The 25,790-nt window shown below is 68.7% G+C and carries 19 protein-coding genes and 1 tRNA gene; 10 read left to right on the top strand and 10 right to left on the bottom strand.

Annotation, left to right across the window (positions count from 1 at the left end; translation table 11 throughout):
- The first annotated feature begins 235 nt into the window (after nt 1–235).
- Together ABJF88_16270 and ABJF88_16265 are read left to right on the top strand one after the other, a co-directional pair.
- Complete coding sequence (locus ABJF88_16270; protein ID MEP0548493.1) at nt 236–1,126, top strand: DNA-processing protein DprA; 891 nt, start codon at nt 236–238, stop codon at nt 1,124–1,126.
- Nucleotides 1,127–2,056 carry an alkaline phosphatase family protein gene (locus ABJF88_16265; protein ID MEP0548492.1) on the top strand — a complete coding sequence of 310 codons (930 nt, stop codon included), beginning with the start codon at nt 1,127–1,129 and terminating at the stop codon, nt 2,054–2,056. It abuts the gene before it with no gap.
- Between the two features lie 56 nt (nt 2,057–2,112).
- On the opposite strand, the gene ABJF88_16260 is transcribed toward ABJF88_16265, so the two are convergent.
- Nucleotides 2,113–4,341 (bottom strand): S46 family peptidase, encoded by a 2,229-nt coding sequence (locus ABJF88_16260; protein ID MEP0548491.1) that lies wholly within the window; start codon nt 4,339–4,341, stop codon nt 2,113–2,115.
- A 76-nt stretch (nt 4,342–4,417) separates the two neighbouring features.
- On the opposite strand from ABJF88_16260, the gene ABJF88_16255 reads away from it, so the two are divergent.
- The 5 genes from ABJF88_16255 to ABJF88_16235 all read left to right on the top strand — a co-directional run bounded on the left by ABJF88_16255 (nt 4,418) and on the right by ABJF88_16235 (nt 8,429).
- Nucleotides 4,418–4,501: transfer RNA gene (locus ABJF88_16255), tRNA-Leu, on the top strand.
- A gap of 290 nt (nt 4,502–4,791) precedes the next feature.
- Nucleotides 4,792–5,082, top strand: coding sequence for a hypothetical protein (locus tag ABJF88_16250; protein ID MEP0548490.1), 291 nt, complete (start codon nt 4,792–4,794; stop codon nt 5,080–5,082).
- Nucleotides 5,083–5,278: 196 nt separating this feature from the next.
- On the top strand, nt 5,279–5,533 hold the full coding sequence (locus ABJF88_16245) for a hypothetical protein (protein ID MEP0548489.1): 255 nt from the start codon (nt 5,279–5,281) through the stop codon (nt 5,531–5,533).
- A gap of 301 nt (nt 5,534–5,834) precedes the next feature.
- Complete coding sequence (locus ABJF88_16240) at nt 5,835–6,011, top strand: hypothetical protein (GenBank protein ID MEP0548488.1); 177 nt, start codon at nt 5,835–5,837, stop codon at nt 6,009–6,011.
- 297 nt (nt 6,012–6,308) lie between these two features.
- Nucleotides 6,309–8,429, top strand: coding sequence for a HEAT repeat domain-containing protein (locus ABJF88_16235; GenBank protein ID MEP0548487.1), 2,121 nt, complete (start codon nt 6,309–6,311; stop codon nt 8,427–8,429).
- On the opposite strand, the gene ABJF88_16230 is transcribed toward ABJF88_16235, so the two are convergent.
- Complete coding sequence (locus ABJF88_16230) at nt 8,426–9,328, bottom strand: DUF4835 family protein (GenBank protein ID MEP0548486.1); 903 nt, start codon at nt 9,326–9,328, stop codon at nt 8,426–8,428. The two genes, ABJF88_16235 and ABJF88_16230, sit on opposite strands and share 4 nt — an antisense overlap.
- 161 nt (nt 9,329–9,489) lie before the next feature.
- Between ABJF88_16230 and ABJF88_16225 the strand changes: the two genes are divergently transcribed.
- From ABJF88_16225 to ABJF88_16215, 3 genes are all read left to right on the top strand, one after another.
- Nucleotides 9,490–10,317: a hypothetical protein gene (locus ABJF88_16225; GenBank protein MEP0548485.1), complete on the top strand. Its 828-nt coding sequence runs from the start codon at nt 9,490–9,492 to the stop codon at nt 10,315–10,317.
- Between the two features lie 178 nt (nt 10,318–10,495).
- Complete coding sequence (locus tag ABJF88_16220) at nt 10,496–12,715, top strand: helix-hairpin-helix domain-containing protein (protein ID MEP0548484.1); 2,220 nt, start codon at nt 10,496–10,498, stop codon at nt 12,713–12,715.
- Between the two features lie 8 nt (nt 12,716–12,723).
- Nucleotides 12,724–14,304 (top strand): T9SS type A sorting domain-containing protein, encoded by a 1,581-nt coding sequence (locus tag ABJF88_16215; protein ID MEP0548483.1) that lies wholly within the window; start codon nt 12,724–12,726, stop codon nt 14,302–14,304.
- A 298-nt stretch (nt 14,305–14,602) separates the two neighbouring features.
- On the opposite strand, the gene ABJF88_16210 is transcribed toward ABJF88_16215, so the two are convergent.
- From ABJF88_16210 to ABJF88_16175, 8 genes are all read right to left on the bottom strand, one after another.
- On the bottom strand, nt 14,603–15,100 hold the full coding sequence (locus ABJF88_16210) for a ferritin-like domain-containing protein (GenBank protein MEP0548482.1): 498 nt from the start codon (nt 15,098–15,100) through the stop codon (nt 14,603–14,605).
- 168 nt (nt 15,101–15,268) lie between these two features.
- The gene (locus tag ABJF88_16205) at nt 15,269–16,699 is read right to left on the bottom strand and encodes an ATP-binding protein (GenBank protein ID MEP0548481.1); all 1,431 of its coding nucleotides are present in this window, start codon (nt 16,697–16,699) and stop codon (nt 15,269–15,271) included.
- A gap of 168 nt (nt 16,700–16,867) precedes the next feature.
- Nucleotides 16,868–19,234, bottom strand: a complete 2,367-nt coding sequence (locus tag ABJF88_16200; GenBank protein ID MEP0548480.1) for a cation:proton antiporter — start codon at nt 19,232–19,234, stop codon at nt 16,868–16,870.
- Between the two features lie 110 nt (nt 19,235–19,344).
- On the bottom strand, nt 19,345–20,982 hold the full coding sequence (locus ABJF88_16195) for an FAD-dependent oxidoreductase (protein ID MEP0548479.1): 1,638 nt from the start codon (nt 20,980–20,982) through the stop codon (nt 19,345–19,347).
- Nucleotides 20,983–21,035: 53 nt separating this feature from the next.
- Complete coding sequence (locus ABJF88_16190; protein MEP0548478.1) at nt 21,036–21,563, bottom strand: universal stress protein; 528 nt, start codon at nt 21,561–21,563, stop codon at nt 21,036–21,038.
- A 122-nt stretch (nt 21,564–21,685) separates the two neighbouring features.
- A complete protein-coding gene (locus ABJF88_16185; GenBank protein ID MEP0548477.1) occupies nt 21,686–22,768 on the bottom strand; it encodes a hypothetical protein in 1,083 nt (360 codons plus the stop codon).
- 14 nt (nt 22,769–22,782) lie between these two features.
- On the bottom strand, nt 22,783–24,441 hold the full coding sequence (locus tag ABJF88_16180) for a FlgD immunoglobulin-like domain containing protein (GenBank protein MEP0548476.1): 1,659 nt from the start codon (nt 24,439–24,441) through the stop codon (nt 22,783–22,785).
- A 38-nt stretch (nt 24,442–24,479) separates the two neighbouring features.
- The gene (locus tag ABJF88_16175; protein ID MEP0548475.1) at nt 24,480–25,787 is read right to left on the bottom strand and encodes a hypothetical protein; all 1,308 of its coding nucleotides are present in this window, start codon (nt 25,785–25,787) and stop codon (nt 24,480–24,482) included.
- Between the last annotated feature and the right edge of the window lie 3 nt (nt 25,788–25,790).

Below are 25,790 nucleotides of genomic sequence, written 5' to 3'. Positions count from 1 at the left end.
CGCCGTAAACGGCAGGCCCTTTTACGTCGCCGGAGCGCGCCTTTCTGCCTTCCCAACGGGCGCAACAATGCGCACTTCTGTTTCGGAACTACCGCCGCGGCCAAACGCACCGTGAGGCCGTAGCCCCCGGCACCGCCTTCTCCACCTGCTCGAGGCGACGGTGCCGCGCGCGCGCAGGACCGAGCGCGTACGGGGCGGCGCCACCCGTATCTTGCCCGACCCGACCTCCCGCCCCATGTCCGAGTCCGCCGCCCTCACCCTCGCCCTGCTGCGCATCGACGGCGTCGGACGCGTGACGGCGCAACGCCTGCTCGCGCACTTCCCGACCTACGACGCCTTGCGGGCGACGCCCCGCGAGCAGGTCCTCCTCCGCATCAAAGGCGCCCCGCGCGCCGCCGCCCTCGTCGATACGCTCTTCGACGACGAGGCTATGCGCCCCCTGCTCGCCGAGGCCGCCGACGCCATCGCGACGCTCGCGAGCCGCCGCATCGACGTGCTAACGAGCCACGACGCACGGTGGCCCGCCGGGCTCGACGCCCTCGACCTCGCCGAGCGGCCCGCCGCGCTCTACGCCTACGGCGACGCCGACCTGCTGACGCGGCCCGCCGTCGCGCTCTTCGCCCGGCCGCCCCTCCCCGGCCCCGCGTTCGAGATCGCGCAGGACCTCGTCCGCAAGCTCATCGCCCACGACCTCGTCGTGATGGGCGGCGCCGAGCACGGGTTCGACGTCGTTGTCCACAAGCTGTGCACGAGCGCGGGCCGGCCCTCCATCCTCGTGGCGAACGCGGGGATGGCCCGCATCCCGAAGCCGATGCGGCCCCATGTCAGCGCCGCCGTCGCCGCGGGCGGGCTGCTCCTCTCGCCGTTCCCCGTCGAGCACGGCCCGTTCCCCCACGACGACGCCGAGCGGGCGCTCGTGATGGCCGCCGCCGCCCGGGCCTCGGCCTTCTTCACGCCCGAGCCGGAGACGCACGAAGCGCGCGCCCTCGCGTGGGCCGTCGAGCACGACCGTCCCACGTTCGGGGTCGCGGGGGATGCGCCGCTGCCCGAGCGCGTCCACGCCCTCGGCCGGCCGATCGACCTCGATTGGGTCGTCGCGGCGGCGCAGCCCGAGGGAGGCGCGTAGGTGCCCGACGCTCCGCTTCCCGAGGCACTGCCCGCCCGCATCGTCTTCGTGTTCCTCGACGGCGTCGGACTCGGCCCGACCACTGACCACAACCCGTTCGCCTCGCTCGCGCTTCCCCATTTCGAGCGACTCGCGGGCGGACAGCGGTGGACAGCGGACGCTGTGCCCATTGCCGAGTCCGGACACCTCTTCCGACCCATCGATGCGACGCTCGGGGTGGAGGGCTTGCCGCAGAGCGGGACGGGACAGGCCACGCTCCTCACCGGGGTCAACTGCGCGGCGCGGGCGGGCCGCCACTTCGGCCCCTATCCGCACTCCACGTCGAAGCCCGTCATCGCGGCGCGCAACCTGTTCGTGCGGCTGCGGGACGCGGGGCGGACGGGCGCGTTCGCGAACGCCTACCCCGACCGGTTCTTCCGCTACGCCGAAGGGCGCGGCCGGTGGACCGTCACCACGCTCTGCTGCATCGAGGCCGGCGTCCCCCTCCGCCGCGAGGCCGACCTGCGCGCGGGCGATGCGCTCACCGCCGACCTCACCGCCGCCGCGTGGCCCGAGCACCTCGGCATCGACGTGCCCGTGATCTCGGAGGAGGCAGCCGGCCGCCGCCTCGCCCGACTCAGCCACGCCGCCGACCTCACGCTCTTCGAGTACTACCTCACCGATAAAGCCGGTCACAGCCAGAGTCCCGGCCGCGCCGCCGCCACGCTCCGCTCCCTCGACGCCTTCTTCGGCGGCCTGCTCGGCGCGCTCGACGAGGGCGACCTCCTCGTCGTCACGAGCGACCACGGCAACCTCGAGGACCTCGGCACGAAGACGCACACGCGCCACCCCGTCCCGCTCGTCGCGCTCGGCCCCGGTGCTGCCGCACTCGCCGAGGTGGGCAACCTGATGGACGTGACGCCGGCCCTCGTGGCGCTCCTAACAAAGTAGGGGCGACGCGTGCAGCGCCGCCCCTACCGTCACTGGGGTTCGATCGGATCCCGCGACTACCGCGCCACGAGGGCGCCCGTGCGGAGCTCGTTGGCGATCCGGTCGGCGTCGTAGACCGACTCCAGCGCCTCCATCATCCCGCGCGAGTCCACGCCCACCGTCCGGTTCTGGTACGGGAGGTAGATGTAGTCGCCGGGCAGGCTCTGGATGTTGCCGTCGAACGCGACGCCGACGACTTCAAGGTTGCGGTTGAGCATCGGCGAGCCGGAGTTGCCGCCGATGATGTCGTTCGTCGTGACGAAGTTGAACGGCGTCGAGAGGTCGAGCGCGTCCGGGATCGGCATCCACGCGCCGGGGAGCTCGTAGAACTCAGCAAGCGACTCCTGGGGACGGAAGCTGTAGTAGCGGTCGTACATCCCGTAGAACGTCGTGTACGGCGGCGCGACGGTGCCGTTGTAGGGGTAGCCCCGGACGACGCCGTCGTTGATGCGGAGCGAGAACGTCGCATCCGGCGGGATCTCGGTGCCGTAGACGTCGAAGCGGGCGCGCGCGAGCTGGGCGGCGAGTTCGTTCACCTGGGCACCGAGCACGCCGGACTGCTGCTGGTACTGCGCGAAGCGGGGCCAGATGGCCGCCGCGATCACGAGCGCCGGGTCGCCGGACGCCGCAAGGTCGCCGTCGAGCGCGGCGGCGGTGCCCGCCTCCGTCGCGAACGCCGAGTTCTGCAAGAGGTCCTGCGCGGCGGCCTCGACGGAGCGCCCCTGCAGGATCTGCCGGACGATGTCGCTGTCCTCGCCGAAGTAGTAGACGAAGTCTTCGAGACGAGCTTCGAGAAGCGCGCGCTCGACGCCGGCCGGCCGCTCGTCGTCGATCCCGAGCACGGTCTCGCGGAACGACGGGTTTTGCGTGAGCCCGTAGGCGTAGGCGTAGACCGACCGCGTGATGACGTTCGAGGCGACGGGCGAGCCGGGGTTCATCCCCACGAACGCCCCGAACTCCTCGCCGAACTGTCCGGCTTCCCGCCGGTTCTGCGCGATCTGATCGAAGAGCGCGCCGTACTCGGCGGCGAGCTGCGCGTCGTTCTCGACGGCCTCGCGGAAGCTCCGCTCGGCGGCGGCGCGGCGGGCGATGATGTACGGATCGCGGAGGCCCTCGACGCGGCCGGTGTAAGACTTCCGCGCGTTCGAGAGGGAGAAGTACGTGTCCTCCAACTCAGGCGTCTCCGGCGCGTCGGGGTTCGCAGCGACGAAGCCCTCGTACACGTCGGCGCGCGTGGAGTAGAGCCGGAGGATGGCGGGGTCCTGCACGTCGCGGCGGTATTCGAGCTGGGCCACGGTCTGGAGCCGCGTCGTCGTGCCGGGGTTGCCGATGACGAAGACGAGGTCGCCCGTGTCGCTGCCGTTCTCGCTCCACGGGAAGTAGAACTCCTCCGTGTCGAGCGGCTGCCCGTCCTCGCCGAGGGCGCGGAAGAGGGCGAAGTCGAGGCTGTAGCGCGGGTACGTGAAGTTGTCCGGGTCGCCGCCGAAGAAGCCGGCCTGGTCTTCGGGCGCAAAGACGAGCTGGATGTCGTCGTAGCGACGGAAGATGTACGCCGAGTACTGGCCGCCGTTATAGAGCGAAATGACCTGCGCGCGGAGGCCCGCGTCCTCGCCGCCGCGCTCGGCCCCGAGGCGCTCTTCGATCGCCGCGATCGCTTCCTGCCGGGCGTTGATCCGCTCGGCGTCCGTCTCCATCGTCGTTGCCGCCGCGTCCACCTCAGCCGTCACGTCCACGATCTCGACGAGCTGCTCGACGTAAAGGTCTTCGACCGTGCGCTCGTCGTCCATCGTCGCGGCGTAGAACCCGTCGTCGCCGAGGTTCTCGCCGGCCTGCGTCACCTGCGTCACGCTCTGGCGGGCGCAGTGGTGGTTCGTGAGGATGAGCCCGTTCGGGGACACGAACGAGGCCGAGCAGTAGCTCGCAAAGCGGAGCGCGCCGAGCCGGGCGTGCTCGAACCAGTCTTCATCGGGCGAGAAGCCGTAGGTCTCGGTGAGATAGGTGCGCGGCGGGTTGTCGAAGGTGAACATCCGCCCCGTGTCGGAGCGGCTGGCCCGGACCGTGTCGGGGTCGATGAGCGCCGGCGCCTCCATGGCGGCCGTCTGATCGGTCGCGACCGTCACCGGCTCCTGCGGCAAGGTCGTGGTCGGCGGGGGGGCGGACGGCGGGGGGGCCGTCGTCATCTCCGTGCTGGAACAGGCGCCGAGGGAGAGGGCGAGCACCAGCGTGACGATGGAAAAACGGTTCATTACGTTCTGTCGTTGCGTGAGAGGGGAGGACATCGGGAGACCGCCGTTCACCGGGGCTTATATTGGGCGACTGCTTGCGAGAGTGGCGGAATTGGCAGACGCGCCAGACTTAGGATCTGGTGGGGTAACACCCGTGGGGGTTCGAGTCCCCCCTTTCGCACCCCTTCCCCGGCGCCGCCCGAGTCCGCTCGGACCGGGCGACCGGAGAGTATGCGCGTCGTACGTCTCTCCGCAACGTCCGCCCGGTACGGCCGTTCCCCACGGCCCTCGCTCTGCCCCCCGTCTTCACGTCTTCGTACGCTGTCGGAGACTCCCGCTACGGCTGAGACGACGATCGCCCGTGACTCAAAACGGCACTCGGACGAGCCTGTAGTGGAACCGTACGGTTCCAACCTTTTGCAACGTAAGGCTCCTCTCTCTCGTAGGATCGGTAGGTGAATGCCCCCTACCATGCAACGACGCCGCGCCCATCCCGCCGATCACGTTCACTTCTCCTCCGGGTTCGCCGGATGGGTTCGGTGGGTCGTCTACTGGATCGCGAGTCGCTCGGTGAACGGGGCGCACGTCCTCGCCCGCTACGGACGCACGCGAGTGCTCCCCTTCCTCGACGAGCAACGCACCCTGCTCGTCAGCCGAATCGACGCGGAGTTCGGCCGAGTTCGGGACACGACTGCCGCCCCTACCTACTCCTCGCTCGCCGAGGCGGTCAGAAGGCGGCGTTTCACGAACGCGCGCGGATAGTAGCCGTGCACGGTTGAGGGCGTACTGCGTGAGGGGTCGCCAAGGCTAACCGACCCCTGCAGCCGACGTTTTTCGTATTGTGTGTATGGCAGGGATCTCCCCCTCAAGAAATGGGGAGCGCCCCTATATAAAGCCGCGCTCCCCTTTTGATATCCTGCTCTCGTACCGTCCTAGCCACGTACCTGACGCTTGCCGCATGAATCGCATCCCTGAAGGCTTCCGCACCTCGACCGGCTCCAGCATCACGATGTGGAAGCGGGTTATGGACATCCAACTCCGCCTCAAGAACGCACGCTTGGACGAGGAAGAGATGGACCACCTCCATGCCGAGTTGCAGGAAGCCCTCGCTCAACTCCGTGTCTCCTACGCCGACAAGATGCTAAAGGGGACTCGGTTTCTCCGCCCTGGGATGCGCGCGGCTTCGCCGCCGGGACACGAAAGCGCCCTCTGACAAGGGCCCTTGCACTTGAACTCGTTTCCTTCTGCGTGCCTTGCCTCCTAAGGCACGTTGCCCTCTCCTAGGCACACCGAACTGCGATGGACCTGCCTCCCTCCAAGTCTATCACCCGCTGGAAACACGTCGAGGTGATCTACCAGCGCCTGAGCAGCGGCGGATTGAGCACCCGACAGCGAGAATGCTTACGGAGCGAACTAGAGCACGCCCTCCAATCCTTCGAGTTTGCTGACCTGCGTCGGAGCGATTCTGTGGGTGAAACGAATCACACGCCGCGCACGCCCATTTCGCTGACACTATGAACGGACCAGTTCTCACGGAATGGAAGCGGATGAAGGCGATCGAACTCCGCCTTCGGATCATGACCGGCCGAGGCGAGGCCAGCCAGCTTCACACGGCATTGTACGAGGCGACCGCGGCCTATGCGAGTGCGTTCACGGCCAACCCACCCAAGCCCCCGCCGCTGAGCGCGTAGGCTCACAAGCACCAGAGCATCACGGCCCGAGCGGTTCGGGTCAGCGCCTCTCCGCCCTTCCCCGTCGCAAAGGAGGAGCAGAGTAGACGGGCGATCGACGCTGCTGTGGCCTGCTACCGTCTGGGGCTATATTCGACGCTCCCACGCCCCGCTGTGGCTACGGCGAGCGGTCGGCAAGTCGAATCCGGTACCGTGCCCACTCGGGCGTAACAAGGTACAGGCCGTTCCGGCTCGCTCCGGTCCGAAGCCCCGACTTCCTGCGCGCCGCTTTCCGGAGCGCCCCCCGCCACGTCTTTCATGCGCCTGCTCGCCCTCGCCCTCCTCGCCGCGCTCTCGACGGTCCTCGGCTGCACTCGACCCCCTGTCACGGGCAAAGCCGCACCACCTCAGCCCCCCGAAGCCGCCTACGCCCGACCGAGCGACGCCCTCCTCCAACGGCCCGACCTTCAGGTCGTCGTCGAGCGGCAGACGCGGCGTAACGCGGCGGTGCTGCGGGATCGGTTGACCTCCAAAGTTGCGGCCGTGCGTGCTCGGGCCGCACTAGCGCTCGGCTCGGTGCAGGACACGGCGGCTGTCCCCCTGCTCCTCTTCCTCCTCGATGACCCGAGCCCGCTCGTCCGTGCCGACGTGGCGTTCGCCCTTGGGCAGAGCGCCGGCGAAGCGGCCGAACTCCCGCTCATCGCCGCACTCCGCGACGAGGCCGATCCGGCCGTGCAGCGGCTCCTGCTCGAAGCCCTCGGAAAAACGGGCGGCGAGGCCACGCTCTCCGCCCTCCCCGGCCTCCCGTTCCCGGCCAGCCTCGACCCCGACCGGGCGATCGCAATCGCGCGCTACGGCCTCCGCGGCGTCCACGACCGCGACGCCGTGGACTGGCTCGCGCGGCACCTCACGGACCCCGACCCCGACCTCCGCGAGCACGCCGCCTACTACTTCGGCCGCATCGCCGACCCCGATCCGTGGCGCTACGCCAGCGACCTCGTGATCGCGGCCTCCGACAGCCTCGCCCCCAGCGACCCGGCGCAGCAGTACCTCGCGCTCGCGCTCGGGCGGCTGGACGCGGACGGCACCGAAGCCCGCCTCGTCCAACTCCTCCGCAAGAGCGAGGACTGGCGCGTGCGGACGAACGCGGCGCGCGCCCTCGCCCGCCCGACCTCATCGAGCTTCGCCCACCACGCCCTGCTCGTCGCGCTCGACGATCCCTCCACGCACGTCGCCGCCGCCGCGGCCGGAGCGCTCGCCGCCGCGGATACGCTCGATGCCGAGCGGCTCGACCTCCTCGAAGTGTGGGCCGACGCGCACCCGGCGCGGTGGCGCGTGTGGGCTCCCCTCCTCTCAGCACTCGCGCAGGCAAACCGGGTCGATGCCGTGCTCGCTCGCGTACGCGACCTCGGCGCGAGCCGTTCGTCCGCCCTGCCCGCGCACGAAATCCCCTTCGCCCGCGCCGCTGCGCTCGGCGGACTCGCCGGCGTCCTCGACCCCGCCGCGCTCGACCTCGTCCGCACGGCCGCTGACGACCCGGACGCGCGCGTGGCGTACGCCGCGCTCGAAGCGCTGAAGGCGAGTTGGGCGGATGAGCACACCGCCGAGCGTGCGCCGTTCTACTTCGACCTCTTCGCCCGTGCGCTCCGGCGACGCGACCTCGCCACGGCTTACGCCGCCGCCCCCGCCCTCGCCGACTCCCTCTTCCGCCCGCTCGGCGCGTCCACCGTGCTGCGCGAGACCTACGGCGAGATGAGCACGCCTGACGACATCGAGCCAATGGTCGAGATCGTCCGCGCGCTCGGCGAGATCCGCGACACGACGGCCGTCCCGTTCCTGCTCGAAGTCGCGCTCGAAGGGCCGCACCCGACGATCCGGCAAGCCGCCGCGACGACGCTCAGCGAGCGCTTCGGTGAGGGCATCGACTTCGAGGCGACGGGGCTCATGCCGCCCGACTTCCCGGCGTTCGACTGGGACTACCTCCGATCGCTCGGCCGCCACCCGCGCCTGCAGTTGCAAACCGACCGGGGCGAGGTCGTGATCGAGCTCGATACCGAGGCGGCCCCGCTCACCGTGCAGACCCTCACGCGCACCGCGGGGCGCGGCGACTACGACGGCGTCCCGTTCCACCGCGTCGTCTCCAACTTCGTCGTGCAGGGCGGCGACTACGTCCGCGCCGACGGGTTCGGCGGGCCGGGCCTGTTCCTCCCGAGCGAGTTCGCCCGCGTCCCGTACGAGCGCGGCACGATCGGGATGGCGTCGGCGGGGAAGGACACGGAGGGCTCGCAGTTCTTCGTCACGCATTCGATGCAACCCCACCTCGACGGGCGCTACACCGCGTTCGGCCGCGTCGTGCGCGGGCAGGACGTCGTCGACGAACTCCTGCAGGGCGACCGCGTGCTGCGCGCGACGGTCCAGCCCGACGACGCGGCGCGCTAGTTCAGCAGCCGGTCGTACTCGCTAGAGCGCGCCGGGTCCATCTCGATCAGCATCGCGTAGAGCTCGTTCCGCACGTCGTCGGCGTCTTCGAAGAGCTGCACGAGTTCGCTCGCCTTCGCCGCGAAAAAGAGGTCCGTCGAGTACTTCCGCGAGACTTCGAGGAATAGCTCGTAGATCCCGGAGATGGCGCTGAAGCCGGTCTGCCACGCCGTCTCCGGGTCCCGCGTGAAGAGGTCGAGCGCGCCGAGGTGGTAGAGGAAGTAGGCCCGGCGGAGCGGGAGGTAGCGCGCGTCGAGGAGCTGGCGGACGAGCGTCGTCCGCGTCTGGTCGTCGCCGATGCTGAGCCAGCCGGCGTCGCCCTGCGCCTGCGCGAGCTCGGCGATGCTCCGCGCACGCTCGAAGTGCGGCGTCCCGCCGAGTTCCGAGAACGTGTCGTAGTCGTACCCGAGGATCATGTACGCGTAGAAATCGAGCAGGCTCGTCAGCGCGTCGTAGCGGTTCGGGTTGAAGATGAGCGGCTGGCCCCGGTTGTACTGGAACTGCCACTGGGAGTCGATGATCTGGAAGACCGGCGTCGTGCGCGGCGTGCCGTAGATCGGGCGGCTGCTGCCGACGGCGATGCGGGCGGTGAAGCGGTCGAGCCCCTGCGCCTCGGTGAACGTGATGCTGAACGTGCAGTTGATGCGCTCGATATCCGCGAAGCGGTCCTCCGTCCACGAACGGCCGTCGAGGTAGCGTTCCATCTCCTCTTCGAGGTCGTCGAGGAAGGTGAACTCGTTCCCGCCGAGCGACTCGAAGTTGACGTCGACGTTGCAGTTCAGCTCCTGCGCGGAGGCGCGGGGCGCGAGGGCAGCCACGGCGAGGGCGAGGAAAGCGAGCCGGCGAAAGGCGGAGAGCATAACGGGGAGGCGGGTTGCACAGCGGGAGCGCGCGGGCGGAAGATAGCACCGGCGCGCAGCGAGGGCCGCGCGGCGCCGGGCGCCCTCTCCATCATACGTTGCAACCGTCAGGAATCGTATACTTCGGCTCCCCGCCGCGGTCAGGTCACGCCGACGTTTTCATGCGCCCCCTCCTCCGTCTCGCCGCCCTCTGCGCCCTCGTCGGCGCCGCCGGACCGGCCTCCGCCCAACTCGTCCCGCTCGCCGAAGGCGGCGCGCGCACGCTCGCGCTCGGCCGCGCCGGCACCGCGCTCTCGGGCGACGTGTGGGGCCACCACAACCCGGCGAGCCAGGCTGGGCTTCCGGGCCGCGCCGCCGGCGCCTTCGCCTCACAGGCCTTCGGGCTGTCCGAGCTCCGCGTCGGTGCCGTCGCCTTCGCCGAGCCGACCGCCTTCGGCACGTTCACGGGGACGGCGCGGACGTACGGCTTCGAGGACTTCCGCGAGACCCACTTCGGAATCGGCTACGCCCGCGCCTTCCCCGTCTCCGCCTCGCGCAGCGTCCACGCCGGGCTCGCCCTCGGCTACACGGCGGTCTCCATCACCGAGTTCGGCTCGGGCGGCGCGCTCGGCCTCTCGCTCGGGGCCCTCGTGGAGGTGCTGCCCGGCCTCGACTTCGGCTTCCACGCCTACAACCTCAACCGGCCCGAGTTGACCGAGTTCGACCCGCTCCGCTCCGGCCTCGAAGTCGGCCTCGCGTACCAAGCCGTCAAGCAAGCACTCCTGCTCTTCAGCGTCGACAAAGACGTGGACTTCCCCGTCTCCTTCCGGGGCGGGCTCGAAGTCCAACCCGTCGACGTGCTCTTCCTCCGCGCCGGGTTCTCGACGGAGCCCGTCCGCTTCAGCACCGGCGTCGGCGTGGCCGTCGGGATTCTGCGCGCGGACGTGGCGGCCGAGCGGCACGACGTGCTCGGCTGGACGCCCGCCTTCGGCTTCGGCGTCCAGTTTTAGGGGGTCGGGAATGGGAGAGAGAATGAGAGAGAAAGGAGGGCGGAGAAAGCGACTTGCTTGGTCGAGGAGCTCTCTCCTGTGTCATCCCGAGCGCAGCCGAGGGACCCCGCAGGGCTCGGCGAAGCCCATCTCTGTCGAGCATCGCGGTGCCCACGAGAGATCCTTCGACAAGCTCAGGATGACACGTCGGGAGGGTTCGCAGAATTCCTCGGCAGAGCAACAGCATCTCTCCTCTCCCTCCCCCCTCTCGCTCCCCTCCCTCTTCCTCCTCGCTCTCTTCCTCGCTGCCCCGGCCGCGCTCGCGCAGGACGTGCCGGCGGACACCACGGCCGACGACGTCCGCGAGGACGTGCTCGAAAACCTCACCGACGACGAGATCTCCGGCGACCCGACCGAGCTGCTGGAGCTCCTCGAAGACCTCCGCGAGAACCCGCTCGACGTCAACCGTGCCGGAGCGGAGGAGCTAGCGCAGGTCCCGTCGTTCTCGCCCATCGTCGCCCAGGCCATCGTCCGCTACCGCGAAGAGAACGGCCTCTTCGGCTCGATCCCCGAGCTGCGCTCGGTCGAGGGCATCGATCCGGCGACGTACCTCGAAGCCCGGCCGTACCTCACGATCGGGCTGCCGCTCCCGCGCACCGCGCCCGAGGCCTCGCCCTATCCCGAGGTGCCGAGCCTCGCCGTCGTCCGCGCGAACGCCCGCATCGAACTCCTCCAGCGTGTCACCCGACGCCTCGACCTCGGCGAGGGCTACGACGCCCTCCCCGACGACCTCGCCGACGACGTGCCCCCGCCGACGCGCTACGCCGGCTCACCCGAGCGGATCTACACCCGCCTCCGCGCCACGTATCGCCGGAACCTCAGCGCAAACATCACCCTTGAAAAGGACCCCGGCGAGCAGTTCACCTTCGACCCCGACATCGGGAGCTACGGCTACGACTTCGCCTCCTTCCACCTCGCCGCCCTCCGCGTCGGCCGGATCGAGGCGCTCGTCGTCGGCGACTTCGTGGCCGAGTTCGGACAGGGGCTCGCGCTGTGGCGCGCGGCCGGGTTCGGGAAAGGGCGCGAGTCGGTCCGCCCGCTCGTCAAACGCGGGCGCGGGATCCGGCCCTACGGCTCGACCGACGAGAACCAGTTCTTCCGCGGCGTCGGCACGACGGTCGCCGTGACGCCCGCGCTCTACGCGACGGCCTTCGCCAGCCGCCGCACGCTCGACGCCTCGTTCAACGACGTGGACACGACGGACGTGGATATTCCGATCACGGACGCGACCGTGGCCGGCCTCGCCGCAGACGGCCTCCACCGCACGCCGAACGAGATCGCGAAGAAGGACGCGCTCGGCGAAACGCTCTTCGGCGGCGGACTCGAATACCGGTTCGAGCGCGCGACCGTCGGCGTCGTCGGCTACAACGCTCGGTTCGACAACCCCCTCGCGCCCGGCGACCGGCCGTACGAGCGGTTCGCCTTCTCGGGCACCGACGCGACGACGGCGAGCGCGTACGCCAACCTCTTCCTCGGCGACTTCCAGCTCTTCGGCGAGGTCGCCCAGAACGACGGCGTGTTCGCGGGCGTCGGCGGCGCCGAAGCGAGCCTCGGCAAGCTCGACGCCGTCGTGCTCGCCCGCCACTACCCGCGCGACTTCGTGAGCCTCCACGGCTATGCCTTCGGCGAGCGCAACGGGGTCGGACAGAACGAGACGGGGCTCTACCTCGGCCTCACGCTCCGCCCCGCGAAGACGTGGGCGGTGCAGGGCTACTTCGATCAGTACCGCTTCCCGTGGGTCCGCTTCGGCCTGCCGCGCCCGGCATCCGGTCACGAGGCGCTCCTCTACGTGCAGCACAAGCCGAGGCGGTGGATCACGGTCTACGTGCAGGGCCGCACCGAGACGCGCGACAGCAACGCCGACTTCGACCAGCCGACGGGCGCCGTCCTCCCCGGGCTCGTGCCCGAGACGCGGCAGAGCCTCCGCGTGCAGGGCGAGTACGAGGCCAGCCGCGACCTCCGCTTCCGCACGCGCGTCGAGGGCTCGCGCTACCGCGAGAGCGACGAGCCGGTAGACACGGGCGTGCTCGTCTTCCAAGACGTCCGCTGGCAGTTCACGAAAACGCTCCGGCTCGACACGCGGCTGACGTACTTCGACACCGAGGGGTTCGACGCGCGGCTCTACCAGTTCGAGAACGACCTGCTCGGCGTGTTCGCGAATACGCTCCTCTTCGGGCGCGGCACGCGGGCGTACGCGATGCTGACGTTCAAGCCGCGCGGCCGGTTCGAGGGGCTCGACCTCCGCGTGAAGCTCGCCGAGACGCGCTTCGAGGACCGCCGCACGATCAGCAGCGGGCTGAACGAGATCGACGGCAACCGCGTGCGCGACCTCGCCCTCCAGGTCCGCTACCGGTTCTGAGCCGTGCCATGCGCCTCCCCCGCCCCGTTCGCACCGGCGCCTGCCTCCTGAGCCTGACGCTCGGCGTCGTGCTGGGCGTGACGCCGGCGCGGGCGCAACTCGCCGTGGAGCCGTCGAGCCTCGCCGTGACCGTGCCGCAGGGCGAAACCGAGACGCGGACGATGACGCTAACGAACAGCGGGAGCGAAGCGCTCGCCTTCTGCCTCTCGTTCGACCGGCCGCTTCAGCGGACAGCAGGGATATCTCGTTTGAGTGAAGGTGCTTTCGGGAGCGCGTGTGGGACCTACGGCGAGGTCTTATTCCTCGTGGACCGCGACGACCTCCCCGGCTGCTGCGCTGATCCCTACGGGCTGACGATTACGTCCGACGGACGACTCTTCGCAGCCGAAGGCAATGGTGGAAGAACCATCGAACTCGACGCCGCGCTGAACTTCGTCCGCGTATTCGATCACCCGGTGGTGGCGGAGTTCGAGCCGTTTCCTGCTACAAGGGGTGTCACCTTCAATGCTGACATCAGGACGCTGTGGTGGCTCAACATCGAGGCGAGTGGGTTCGACGTCTATCGAGCGTTGCTTCTCGAAGGCGACCTCGACGGTGTCCCGACAGGGCAGCGGATCGAACTCCCGATAAGAGCACCCAATGTGCCACCGGATGAGCGCCGCCTCCCTGTTGGAATCGCTTATGATGCTACCCGAGGTCTGTTTTACTACACGGATATTCGGAGTGAGACGATCTGGGCTGTGGACACCCTCGGACACGTTGCTCCTGGCTACCCCATCCAGCCTGACGCATACCCCGGGGCAACACTTGCCTTTGGGCTCGATTCCCACCCGAGCGAGACCGGTACCGACTCTTTGAGTACTCGTCTCGAATTGTATGTTCGTCCTCCGGGCGCGTCGCGTCGGGTTGCAGCGATAGACCCCTACGGCGGCGATCTTGGTGCGGGGACTTCGCTGGAGACGCCGCTTCCCTTTCAAGACCCCAACGCAGAGACGGGGTTGTCTAGTGGGGAGCCGGTGAGGAGCCGCGTCGATCCTAATGGAGTTCTCTACTATCCATGGTCCTCATTCGAGAATTCAGGCGTGCTAGCAATACGCCCGCACCCGCTGCCGCCGTCGTGGCTCGTGGTGGAGGCGTGGGACGGGGCGCTCGCGCCGGGCGAGAGCCGTACGCTGGAACTGACGTTCCGGCCGGGGCAACGCTCGGTGGGCGACAACACGGCGGCGTTGCAAGCATTCACGGCGGAGACCGGCGAGGCCGTCGAAGTTCCGCTCACGCTCACGGTGACGCAGGGGACCGACGCCGAGAGCGGAGACGGTGCGCTCCCGGAAACGGCGACGCTGAACGTCTACCCCAACCCGTCTGCGAACGCCGCGATCGTAGCGCTCACGCTGCCGACCGACGCCGATCTCCGCGTCACCGTCTACGACGTGCTCGGCCGCCGCGTAGCAAATCTGGCAGACGGGCCGTTCGCTGCGGGCTCCCACCGGCTCGACCTCGACACGGCCGCGCTGCCCGGCGGCGTCTACCTCGTGCGCGTGCAGAGCGAGGCGTCCGTCCTCTCCCGCCGCCTCGTCGTCGTCCGCTGAGACCTCCCCCGCGTTTAGCTCGCCGGAGCCCTTCGGGGACCGTTCCCGGTTCAAACGACGATGGGGCGCAGCACGGTGCTGCGCCCCATCGGCACTGCTGAGCATCACAGGTCGGCTTGCTCTACTTAGAAGCTCTCCACTTCGTCATCCCGAGCGGAACAGCGTGGAGCCGAGGAATCTTTGCGGGCACGGTGTCAACAGTCTGCTGCGGGCTTCCCCGGAGAGATCCTTCATCTTCGGCCTGCGGCCTCCGCTCAGGATGACATCCACTTGAGCTTTTCGACAGAGTAGAGTCGGATCAGGCCGGCTGCAATGCCGCCGGGTCAACAGCCTGCTTCGCGATCTTGTTCAGCTTATCGTCGGTGTTCTTCTCCTCGGACAGCGTCTCCTTCAGGAGTTGGAGGTCGTCGTGGCGCCCGAGCATCTCGGCGAACGTGCAGACGGTGCCGTAGCCGGCGATCTCGTAGTGCTCGACGCGTTGCGCGGCGGCGATGAGGCCGGCGTCCTTCACGGGGTCGGCGGCCTTCTGCTTAATCATCTCCTTGCCTTCCTTGATGAGGCCCTTCATGGCCTGGCAGGTCTCGCCGTCGAGGTCTTCGCCGAGGTTCTTGCCGATCTTTTCGAGCCGGCTCTTCTGCTGCTTCGTCTGCTGGAGGTGCTCGCTGAAGGCCTGCTTCAGGTCCGGGTGGTTCGCCTCCTTCGCCATGTCCGGCAGGGCGTCGACGAGCTGCGACTCGGCGCTGTAGAGGTCTTTGAGCTGGTGGAGGTAGAGGTCGTGGAGCGTGTTGAGCTTCATGGTGATGAGAGGTGATGTAGAGAGGAGTAATTCCGGCAGGCCGAAGAGGTGGAAAGTGGCGGCACCGTCGGAGCACACAAAAGTATATGTGCACCCTTATTAACTAACGCCCAGCCCGCTTGTTGCAGCCTCAGTCCGTCTCCGCCCGATTTCACACGCCGCGACGAGCTACGCTTCCTCGGCCAGCGGCAGGCACACGACGAACTCCGTCCGTCCCGGCCGCGACTCCAAATCCAGCGTGCCGCTGTGCTGGTTCCGCACGATCCGCTGCACCATGTCGAGCCCGAGCCCGCTCCCGTCGCCGACGCCTTTCGTAGTGAAGAACGGCTCGAAGACGCGCGACTGAATTTCTTCCGGGATGCCCGTCCCGTCGTCGATGACGGAAACGCAGAGGTAGCGGCCCGACACCTCGGCGGCGACTTCTATGGTCCCGCCCTCCGCGACGGCGTCGAGCGCGTTGTCGAGCAGGTTCGTCCAGACCTGATTCAGCTCGCCGGGATAGGCCGGCACGAGCGGCAGCCCCTCGGCGACGGTGCGGACGAGGCGGACGTTCTTCGACCGGAACTTGTGGCCGAGCATCGTCAGCGTGGACTCGATCCCCGCCACCACGTCCGTCGGCTGCTTGACCGGGGCCTGGTCCATGTGCGAGTACGTCTTCACCGAGGCCACGAGTTCGGAGATGCGGCCTGCCGCCGAGCCGATCTCCGCGAGCAGCCGGTCGGCCGCGAGCCCGCCTTCGACCCAGCGCAGCACGTCGGGCACGGCGGCGGCATCGACATCGGCGGCGATCTCGTCGAGGCAGGCGGGCGTGAGGCCGGCGTCGGCGAGGGTCTCGGCGAGGCGCCAGCCGTCCTCCACGCCGAGCGCGTCGAGCCGGTTGGCGAGATCGTCTTCGAGCTCGCCGCGCGCGACGACGGAGAGCTGGTCCGGCTTCGGCCCCTCCTCGGCCAGCTCGCGCTGCACGGCGCTGGCGAGGCGGATCTGCTCGGGGCTGAGCCGGTGCTCGCTCATCCGCGCGACGAGTTCGGGCAGGGTGGCGACGCGCTCCTGCATGTCGGACACCGAGCGGCGGATGGCGGCGGCGGGGTTGTTCAGTTCGTGCGCGAGTCCGGCCGAGAGCTTGCCCAACGCGGCCAGCTTCTCCGACTGCTGCTCACTCCGCGTCGCCTCCCGCACGCGGTCGCTCATGAGCGCGACGAGGCGGCGGCCGAGCTCTTCGCTCCGCTCCAGCATCGCCGGGAAATCCTTCTTCCACACCATCACCACCCGAGCGGGCTCGATGACGAGGCCCGTGCCGGTGTACTCGGTCATCCGCGAATACGGCAGCATCCCCGTGATCTGCCCGCCGCGAAACGTGTTGTAGAGCAGCGGCTGCCCGCCCACGTCGAGGACGAGTTGCACGGCCCCGTCGAGTTGGATCATCATCTGCTCTGCCGGCATCCCCGCGCTGAACATCTTCTCCCCGACGGGGATTTCGAGATACTCCCCGTGCTCGGCGAGCCAGTCGAACAGCCTGTCTTCGAGCCCTTCGAGTCCGGGAACGCGGCGGAGTTCGTCGACGGGGACAGGTGCGGTGGTGTAAGCGAAGGGAAGGTTCATCGGCACGGGGCTATGAGCTCCTCACCATCACCAACCTGTCATTGCGAGGAGCGTAGCGACTCGTCCCGTAGCGACGTGGCAATCTCCCGATTTCAGCAACCCTCAGGAGATTGCCGCGCTTCCTTCGGTCGCTCGCAATGACAGCGTCCATTGATTTAGCAGGAGCGTTTAAACGGGTTCGGCGAGGCCGACGTTCGCGAGCGCATCGTCGAGTTCGCCGAGCGTGGGATTCTTCATTTCGCGGTCGCCGACGACGACCATGGGGAATTTTAGCTTGCCGTTGTTCATCGCGCGGACGGCGTCGGCCGCATCGGCGTCTTTCTCGACGTTGTAGTAGTCGAACGGGATGCCCTTCCGGTCGAGGTACGAGCGGAAGCCGCCGGTCAGTGCGCACCAATCCGCGCCGTACACTTTCGGGCGAACGCGGGGCAGCGGCTCGTCGGTCGCCCCATCGCCGCCGGTCGCGAACGGCGATGGGACGCGAACCGTGTCCGGCACATCCGCGCTGTGCTCGTCGGTGCCGAGCCCGGCCGGGCGGAAAAGGACGGCGCCAGCGAGGAACGCGTCGGCCGAGCCCTTCAGCTCCAACTCGTCGCCGGAGGCCAGTCGGAACGATTCGTCCCCCGCGACCGAGGCGCCGTCGCGGACGACATCGAGCACGGTCAGCCCGTAGCGGCCGAGATCGAGGTCGGCGATCGTTTCGCCGCTGGCTGCGGCGCCGGCGCGGACGACGACGTGGCGGTGGACGAGCGTTTCGCTATCGACGTGGCAGACAACGGCCGGTGCCTCGGTATCCTCGCGGAGCGCGACGTAGCCGCCGCTGCGCATCCGCTCGACGTGGCCTTCGATCTCGTCGCGGCCGACGCCGTAATCCCGCAGCAGATCGGCGAAAATCTGGACGACAATCTCGAACTCCTGCGCGATCGCGCGGTCTACGCCGGCCGCTTCCAGCTCCTCGGCTTCGTTGAGGTAGCGCGTGCGCGCGACGATCCGCATCGTCGGGTTGAGCGTGCGGGCGACGGCGGCGGTGCGGTGGGCGAGGTCGTAGTCGTCGTCGGCGAGGACGAGGAGTTTGGCTTTGCCGATGCGGGCCTCTTCGAGCGTGTGCGCCCGCGTCGGGTGGCCGCGCACGACGGCGAGCCCTTCGGCCTCAGCCTCGTCGGCACGCGGCGGGCTCAGCGTGATGACGACGTGGGGAATCCCGCTGCCGCGGAGGACGCGCACGAGCCGCCGCGCCGAGCGCCCGTAGCCGGCGACGATGACGTGGTTCTCGATGCGCGCGTGCTCCGGCGCGAGCCCGGCGGGCTCCGCCTCCATCGCCGCCACCTCTTCGGCTTCTGCCTTCTCTTCCATCCTGCTGCCGAGCCGTGCGCCGAGACTCGCGAGCGCCGGCGTCGCCACCATCAGCAGCACCGACGACGCGAAGAACACCTGGCTCCCCGTCCCTTCGAGCCCGGCCGGAAAGAGCCCGACCTCGCGCCCGGCCCGCTCCAGCACGAACGAGAACTCCCCCACCTGCGCGAGCAACAGCCCCGACGCTGCCGCGACCGGCAGCCCGTAGCCGAGCACGCGCGCGCTCAACGCCGTCACGACCGCCTTCAGCACGAGCACAGCGGCGACGACCCCGATCACGAGCGGGAGGTTCGTAAACAGGAAACCCACGTCCAGCAGCATCCCGACCGAGACGAAGAACGTCGCCGAGAAGAGGATCTGGAGGGGCATGATCTCGCCGAAGGCGTGCTCCGAGAACCGGCTCTCCGAGACGATGAGCCCGGCGAGGAACGCACCGAGCGCGACGGAGACGCCGGCGAGGCTCGTCAGCCACGCCGTTCCGAAACAGAGGGCGATGACGGAGAGGAGGAACAGCTCCTGCGAGCACGTCCGCGCCACGCGCTCGAGGACGGCCGGCATCACGCGCCGTGCGCCGAACAACACCGCCACGATTACGAGGCCCGCTTTGACGAGCGCCCAGCCGATGTCAAGCGCCGAACCGCCCGCCCCGGCAAGCATCGGGACGAGGAGGACCATCACGATGATCGCGAGGTCCTGAAAGATGAGGAGGCCGAGGGCGACCTGCCCGTGCGGCGCGTTCTGCTCGCCCCGGCTGCCGAGCAGCTTCAGCACGATCGCCGTCGACGAGAGCGCGACGAGGAAGCCGGTGAACACGCCCGCCTGCCACGGCACGCCGAAGAGCGCGAGCACGCCCGCCGTCGCTGCCGTCGTGAGGACGACTTGGAGCCCGCCACCGCCGAAGATGAGCCGCTGAATCCGCGCTAGCTTTTCGAGCGAGAACTCGATCCCGATCGTGAACAGGAGGAGGATCACGCCGACCTCGGCGAGGGCGTCGACCATCTCCTGATCCTGGATCAGCCCGAGCCCGTGCGGCCCGATCAGCACGCCCGTGAGCAGGAACCCGACGATCGGGACGAGCCCGAGCCGGTACCCCACGTAGGCCACGACCGCGCCCGCGACGATGAGCGTCGCGGTTTCGACGAGGAACGGCGGCGCGGCGCCGGCGGCGAGAAAGAACGTCATGCGCTAGCCCGATTCGTGGAGTCGATGCGAGCGGAAACCCGCTCGCCTATCACGCCGACAACCTACGACTTCCGCGGTACTTGTTCCAACAGCGAACGTCGCCCCGCTCGCTACAGCGTCGCGAGGTGGCGGTGCATGAAGTGAACGGCGACGGAGCCCTCGCCCACCGCGCTCGCCACGCGTTTGACCGACTCGTGCCGCACGTCGCCGGCCACGAAGATGCCCGGCACATTCGCTTCGAGCAGGAACGGCGCGCGTTCGAGCGGCCACCCGTCGAGGTGGTGCTCGGCGAGGTCGGGCCCGGTGATGACGAAGCCCCGCTCGTCCCGCTCGACGAGGCCGTCGAGCCAGTCCGTGTGCGGCGCGGCGCCGATGAACACGAAGAGGTAGCTGCCATCCACCTCGGTCCGCTCCCCCGTCGTCTGGTGTTCGAGCACGAGCCGCTCGAGGTGGCCGTCGCCCCGGCACTCGGCGACTTCGGTGTGGAGCAGCACGTCGATCCGCTCGTGCGCCTCGATCCGCTCGACGAGGTAGTGGCTCATCTTCGCGCCGAGGTCGTCGCCGCGGATGAGCATCACGACGCGGCGCGCGTACTCGGCGAAGTACATCGCTGCCTGCCCCGCCGAGTTGCCCGCACCGACGATGTAGACGACCTCGTCCTTGCAGCCGAGCGCCTCCGTCATCGTCGCGCCGTAGTAGACGCCACGCCCGGCGAAGCGCTCTGCGCCATCGGCGGGGAGCTGGCGCCACGCCACGCCCGTCGCCAACATCAGCACGTGGCAGGATACTTCACTGCCGTCGGCGAGCCGGAGCCGTTTGTACGGCCCGTCGACGGTCAGGCCTTCGACCTCGCGCGGCGCGATGATCTCGACGCCGAAGCGCTCGGCCTGGGCGACGGCGCGGCGGGCGAGATCGGCGCCGGAGAGGCCCGAGGGGAAGCCGAGGTAGTTCTCGATCCGGCTCGACGTGCCGGCCTGGCCGCCCGGCGCCTCGCGCTCGATCAGCACGGTCCGCAGCCCTTCGGACGCGCCGTAGACCGCCGCCGCGAGCCCGGCCGGTCCGCCCCCGACAATCGCGAGGTCGTAGAACTCGGCATCGGCGCTCGTGCGCAGTCCGAGCCGCTCGGCCACCTCAGCTGGCGACGGGCTTTCGAGCCGCTCGCCCTCGGGCAGAATCACGAGCGGGAGCGCCGCCCCCTGCACGAGTTCGTCCGCCTCGTCACTTTCCGCGTCGATGAACTGATACGGGACGGCGTTGCGCGCGAGGAAGTCCTTCAGCCCGTGCGCCTCCGACGACCACCGGCTGCCGACGACGCGGACGCCGCCGTAGCCCGGCCGGAACGTCGCCCGCCACTCGTCGAGCAGGTCGTCAAGCACGGGGTAGAGCCGCTCTTCGGGCGGGTCCCACGGCTTGAGGAGGTAGTAGTCGACCTGCGATTGGTTGATCGCGTCGATGGCGGCCTGCGTGTCGGCGTAGGCCGTGAGGAGCGCGCGCTTGCTGCGGGGGAAGCGCTGCATAGCCTCGCGCAGGAACTCGACCCCGTTCATCCGGGGCATCCGCTGGTCGGAGAGCAGGAGGGCAACGGGATCGCCGCGCTCGTGCAACTCGTCGAGCGCGGTAAGAGCTTCCGCTGCACTCGACGCACGAAGGATGCGGTAATCCTGCCCGTAGCGGCGGCGGAGGTCGCGGGCGATCGCGCGGAGGACGTCGGGGTCGTCGTCCACGACGAGGATGGCGGGGTTGGGCATGGCGGGCGGCGTAACGGTGGGTGATCCCCCAGAGCCTCGCTCTGCGGACCCCTCTAACGCCGCTCCTTCAGAACGGCTCCGCCGCGCTCGCTCACACCACCCTCCGCCTTCTCGGCGTCCTTGACGGGGGCCGGCTGCTTCGTGAACGCCTTCACCACGAGGACGGGGCACGGCGCCATCTTCACCACCTTCTCGGCCACGCTCCCCATCAAGACGTGTTGCAGCCCGGTCAGCCCGTGCGAGGTCATCACGACGAGGTCGTTCTCGTGCTCGCCTGCGAACCGGATGATCTCCACATCGGCACTGCCCTTGACGACGTGGAAGTCGAGGTGCGGCTGCTCGCCGGGGCTGCCGAAGCGTTTCTCGAGGGCCGTCCACGCTACCTTCTCCAGGTTCGGCACCATGCCGTAGATCCGCATCGCTCCGAGCTTGAAGAACGAAGGGAAGGCCGGCTCCTCGACGACGTGGAGGATGTCGAGGTGAGCCCCGTGGAGTTTGGCCATCTCCTCGGCGTATTCCACTCCCTGCTCAGCGAGCCGAGAGAAGTCAAAGGGGACGAGGATGCGTTTGAAAGGGAGCATGGAGCCTCACGGAAGGGGCCCCAAGATAGGGAATCGTCCGGCGATAAAACAGCGGGCGCTAAACCATAATAGCGGCCCGTATGGCGTCAAATCGGTAGTCCACACGTGCGCCCGCCAGCGCTCTAAAACGAGAGGCGTAGCCCGCCTCCCGCCGTAAACCCGCTGAAGCCACCGAGCGTGTACACGAACCGGGATGTCAGGGCCACCTGCTCCGTGACCACCGCGGATGGAGTCAATCCGATATCGAAGAGCGTCAGCGCATCGCCGATGAGCGCGCTCTCGCCGTAGTTCCGTACCCGCGCCAGGGCGCCCACCTCGACGGTCGGAGTCACCTGGAAGCGGGCGTCCGTCATGAACAGGATCTGCGTCGGCACGGCCGTTTCCGCCGTAGCGGAGGCATCCGGCAGGTCGCCTTCGCCTCGGGCTCGATACCGTGCCACCGTGCGGATCTCGTGGAACCCGAGGTAGAGGAGGTACTGCGCCGTCGCCGTCACGGTGTTGCCCGGCTCGTACGTGATCGCGCCCCACGTGTCGGTTCCGTTGATCCCGTAGGAGAGGTCCACGGAGAACGAGGAGGTAGGGTTGATCTCCAGTTCGGCTCCGGCTGTGAGCAATACTTCTTCGCCCGGATCGTACTGGTCTGGAAGGTCTTCGAGCGGCTCGTACGGGCCACGGTACTGATACGACGCGCCGAGCCCAAGCGCGAGACGATCTCCGGCAGGGAAGGCGTACGTCACGGCGGGAGCAACCCGGATTCCCTGGCCGAACGTGGGCACGCGGAGATCGTAGGCCGTCTGCCCGGCCAACGCCGAGGTCTGGAATTCCTGGAAGGAGAGCGCATTCTGCCCCGTCGTCGCGTTGACACCGACGCTGAACACGACGCTGCCGGTCCCGGCAGGCTGGAAATAACTCGCGACGAACTGCACGTCGCCCAGCCCGGAAACGGTCGTGACGTCGCTCCCGCTCACCGACGCATAGTTCGTCTGCAAGCTGAGCGCGACTGCGTTCCCGATGGGGAGGAAGATGCCCAGGGGCACGCTGAACTCGCTGATGTCCTCCCCATCGTCGGAGAAGCGCTGGTAGAGCCCCTCCATCGAAACCCGGATGGGCTGACGATCAGCGCTCGCGTATAGCGACGTCGGCTGTCCCACGGCGAGTGGGGCCGTCAGCGTAGCGAGGAGGGCGAACAGGAGGAGGTGTCTCACGGGTTCGGAAGGGTTTAGCGGAGGACGGACGCTCGGCGCGTCGCAGAAGCATCGCCAGCGCGGAGGCGGACGAGGTAGAGCCCGTTCGAGACCGTGCGTCCGGACGCATCACGGGCGTCCCACTCGACGCTGTGAGCCCCGGCGTTGTGGTCGCCATCGGCGAGCACGCGCACGCGGCGCCCGAGGAGGTCGAACACCTCGAGCGTGGCGGGGCCGCGCGCGTCGAGGCGGTAGCTGATGGTCGTCTGCTCCGCGAAGGGGTTGGGGTAGTTCGCATCGAGGGCGAAGCCGGTGAACTCGAGCGGTGCGCCCTCGCTGCCGGTACGGGCGAACGCTTCCGTCCCTGCAATCAGCCGCAGCCGACGCAGCGGTGCGTCCCGGCTCAGCGCCACCTCGAACGTGTTGCCGACCCGCTGCACGGCCGTCCCGCGATCGAGATCGATCACATACAGTTCGAACCCGTCGGGCCGGACGCCCTCTTCGCTCAGCGACACCGTGACGCGCTGCGTCCCGCTCGTGAGCAGTTCTTCTGACGCCGTCACCTCGACGTCCCACATTTCGCCATCCGCACGGACGGGCTTCAAGCTCCGCATCCACCGCTCGCCGTTCTCGATCACGCTCACGCGGACGTGCTCCCCGATGGGCGGCGGCTCGCCAAGGTCCAGCCGGTCCCGACCCGTAGCGGCCGTCGCGGCGAACCCGACGACGTTGTGGAGATCGGCGCGATCTCCCATCCGAGCACCGATGTGAACGATGTAGTCCGTCTCCGGTGCCTGCACGGCCCCTCCGCCCACGGATTCACGCGGCGGCACGAGAAAGGTGACGGGCTGCACTTCGAAGCTCTGGACGAAGTACCCCGTCCACGGCTCGAGCGTAGACGCCACGTCGTAGTCGCCGGACGCTGGATTGAAGGCCAGCAACGGTCCTACGTCCGCTCCGCCCCGCACGTCGTCCCACGCAATCGGGAAGGCGTACGGGTTGCCGATCTGATTGAACCCCGGTAGGAGTGTGATGGACGGCAACGAGTCCGGGTTGGTCGACGAGGCCGCGTCGATATCGAACGCACCGCCGGTGGCAGTGATGAGCCAGAACGCAGCCCCTTCCGTCAGGGAACTCGCTGCTCCGGGAATCTCCACATACGCTTCCTGCGCCGGGTCCCACCGGGCTGCGCGCCACCGCGCGATGTCCGGGGTGCCAAAGTCGTCGGTGAGTTCCCCATCGGCTGTGCCCGTGCCGAGGTCGGCGGCCACCGAGACCATCCGATACTGGCGGGGTGCCAGCTCGATGGGCACCTCGAACGAGCCAAGGTAGACCGGGAGGCGGTAGGGGTTCTCCGCCGCGTTCTGCTCAGGGTACGTGCGCAGTTCCCCATCCTCGGCGTACTCGCCGTAGATGTCGAGCCCGCGCTCGGTCACCGCCGACGCCGGGATCACGACGCTGAACATATTGCCGGTCTGCTGTGGCACCACCGATTCGTACTGCACCTCGCCCGTGGGGCGGTAAAACAGCCGGCCATTGGAAACGGGGCCATCAACAAACACGGTCACCGTAGCCTCTAACTCCTCACCGGGGATGGGAACCGAGAGTTCTTCGATCTCGAAGTCCTGTGCGCGCAGGTCCGCTCCTCCGAGGAGGACGGCGAGCGCTGCGACGATCCGTACCATTCGTTTCATATTTCAATCCCTGTTGACTTCATATCACTCGTGACCCATCAGTTGCCGCCCGGCGGCGGCGGTGACGGCGGGAGGGGGAGCGGCTCGAAGGTGCTCGTGGCCGCCGCTGCTTCCCCGGACGGGTCATCCCGTCCGCCCCCGGTGCCCGGAATGAAGGCAGACCCGATGCTATCGTTCAGCTTGCCGAGGCGGCTGCCGACGAGGTCGATCCCCCCGAAGTTTTCGAGGGAGCGGGCCGCGGCGAGTCCGTTCTGGATCGACCCGCCCGCTTTGTCGACGGCATCAGCGCGCGCCGATGCATCGGCGGCACGCTCGAACGACGGGTCGAGCTTCACAGCTTCGCGGAAGAGCCCGGTCGCCGCGGCGAAATTCCCGGCGTCCTCCTCTTCCAACCCGCGGGAGTAGAGGAGGAAGGCCTGGAGGTTACGTGTGGGCACCGCGTCGAACATCGCCCGCTCTTCGGCGGTGAGGGGCACGCCCATCTGCTCCACGAGGGCGAGCACAACCTCGCGCTTCAGTTGAAAGAGATCGTTGAGGTTGTCCGACCGCGACTGCAGGTTTGGCGTTGGTTGCACCGCCCAGTTCCACAGCGCGGCATCGATCCGGAGGTCGCGGTCCTCGACGTCGAAGGAGCCGCCGACGGCACGACCAGCGCGGAGGAGCCGGCCCACGCGCGGCGTCGTGGCCGGGTTGAACGCCTCGGACTGCGAAAGCGAAAGCTCGTCCAGCAACGACTGGAGCCGGAGCCGCTCCACCACCTGCAGCCCGCCGATGCCGGCGAGGTCGGCCTGCACCATCTCTCCCAACCCGCGGCCGAGCGGCGCGTAGCGGAGGTCGCTCCCACGGTAGGCGAACGGGAACACGGCAACGGTCTGGGGCGACGCCTCGGCCGTAGCGAGCGAGTCCTCGCGGGCTGCGAGGGACCCCATCTCCTGCTCGATCTGTTCGCGGACGAGCGATTCGTAGCGCCCTTTCAACAACGGCCGGAACGCCGACCGCGGAGAGATGTCCTCGAATCGGCCGTAAAACTGAAGTGCCTCCCCGGGATCCCCTTCCGCCTCGTTGAGGAGGCCGAGGTAGTAGAGCGTCTTCGGATCGTCCCGGTCTTCGACGTACGCCTGCCGGAGATATTGAGCGGCATCGTCGAAGCGCTCCGCTTGCGCGAGGAGCGCGCCGAGGTCGCGGAGCGCGCCCGCGTCGTTGGGCCGGCGGACGAGGTCGGCCCGGGCCCGATCAATAGCGCGGTCGAGCTTCTCCGGCGCTACCGTGCCGACTTGGTTGGTCGGTGCGCAGGCAGCGAGCAGCCCGAGCGCTAGCACAGTGAGGAGAGCGAGTCCGCGGGGCATAGG

It is taken from the genome of Rhodothermales bacterium (assembly GCA_039944855.1).
GTDB lineage: Bacteria > Bacteroidota > Rhodothermia > Rhodothermales > JANQRZ01 > JBBSMX01.
Note: the sequence above shows the minus strand (reverse complement) of the source record. Positions and strands in the feature narration are given on the sequence as shown.

What these genes read in the sequence shown, in the direction of transcription:
- ABJF88_16270 (MEP0548493.1), top strand. Translation starts at nt 236, where the DNA reads ATGTCCGAGTCCGCCGCCCTCACCCTCGCCCTGCTGCGCATCGACGGC.
- ABJF88_16260 (MEP0548491.1), bottom strand. Translation starts at nt 4,341, where the DNA reads ATGAACCGTTTTTCCATCGTCACGCTGGTGCTCGCCCTCTCCCTCGGC.
- ABJF88_16250 (MEP0548490.1), top strand. Translation starts at nt 4,792, where the DNA reads ATGCAACGACGCCGCGCCCATCCCGCCGATCACGTTCACTTCTCCTCC.
- ABJF88_16245 (MEP0548489.1), top strand. Translation starts at nt 5,279, where the DNA reads ATGAATCGCATCCCTGAAGGCTTCCGCACCTCGACCGGCTCCAGCATC.
- ABJF88_16240 (MEP0548488.1), top strand. Translation starts at nt 5,835, where the DNA reads ATGAACGGACCAGTTCTCACGGAATGGAAGCGGATGAAGGCGATCGAA.
- ABJF88_16235 (MEP0548487.1), top strand. Translation starts at nt 6,309, where the DNA reads ATGCGCCTGCTCGCCCTCGCCCTCCTCGCCGCGCTCTCGACGGTCCTC.
- ABJF88_16230 (MEP0548486.1), bottom strand. Translation starts at nt 9,328, where the DNA reads ATGCTCTCCGCCTTTCGCCGGCTCGCTTTCCTCGCCCTCGCCGTGGCT.
- ABJF88_16225 (MEP0548485.1), top strand. Translation starts at nt 9,490, where the DNA reads ATGCGCCCCCTCCTCCGTCTCGCCGCCCTCTGCGCCCTCGTCGGCGCC.
- ABJF88_16220 (MEP0548484.1), top strand. Translation starts at nt 10,496, where the DNA reads ATGACACGTCGGGAGGGTTCGCAGAATTCCTCGGCAGAGCAACAGCAT.
- ABJF88_16215 (MEP0548483.1), top strand. Translation starts at nt 12,724, where the DNA reads ATGCGCCTCCCCCGCCCCGTTCGCACCGGCGCCTGCCTCCTGAGCCTG.
- ABJF88_16210 (MEP0548482.1), bottom strand. Translation starts at nt 15,100, where the DNA reads ATGAAGCTCAACACGCTCCACGACCTCTACCTCCACCAGCTCAAAGAC.
- ABJF88_16205 (MEP0548481.1), bottom strand. Translation starts at nt 16,699, where the DNA reads ATGAACCTTCCCTTCGCTTACACCACCGCACCTGTCCCCGTCGACGAA.
- ABJF88_16200 (MEP0548480.1), bottom strand. Translation starts at nt 19,234, where the DNA reads ATGACGTTCTTTCTCGCCGCCGGCGCCGCGCCGCCGTTCCTCGTCGAA.
- ABJF88_16195 (MEP0548479.1), bottom strand. Translation starts at nt 20,982, where the DNA reads ATGCCCAACCCCGCCATCCTCGTCGTGGACGACGACCCCGACGTCCTC.
- ABJF88_16190 (MEP0548478.1), bottom strand. Translation starts at nt 21,563, where the DNA reads ATGCTCCCTTTCAAACGCATCCTCGTCCCCTTTGACTTCTCTCGGCTC.
- ABJF88_16180 (MEP0548476.1), bottom strand. Translation starts at nt 24,441, where the DNA reads ATGAAACGAATGGTACGGATCGTCGCAGCGCTCGCCGTCCTCCTCGGA.
- ABJF88_16175 (MEP0548475.1), bottom strand. Translation starts at nt 25,787, where the DNA reads ATGCCCCGCGGACTCGCTCTCCTCACTGTGCTAGCGCTCGGGCTGCTC.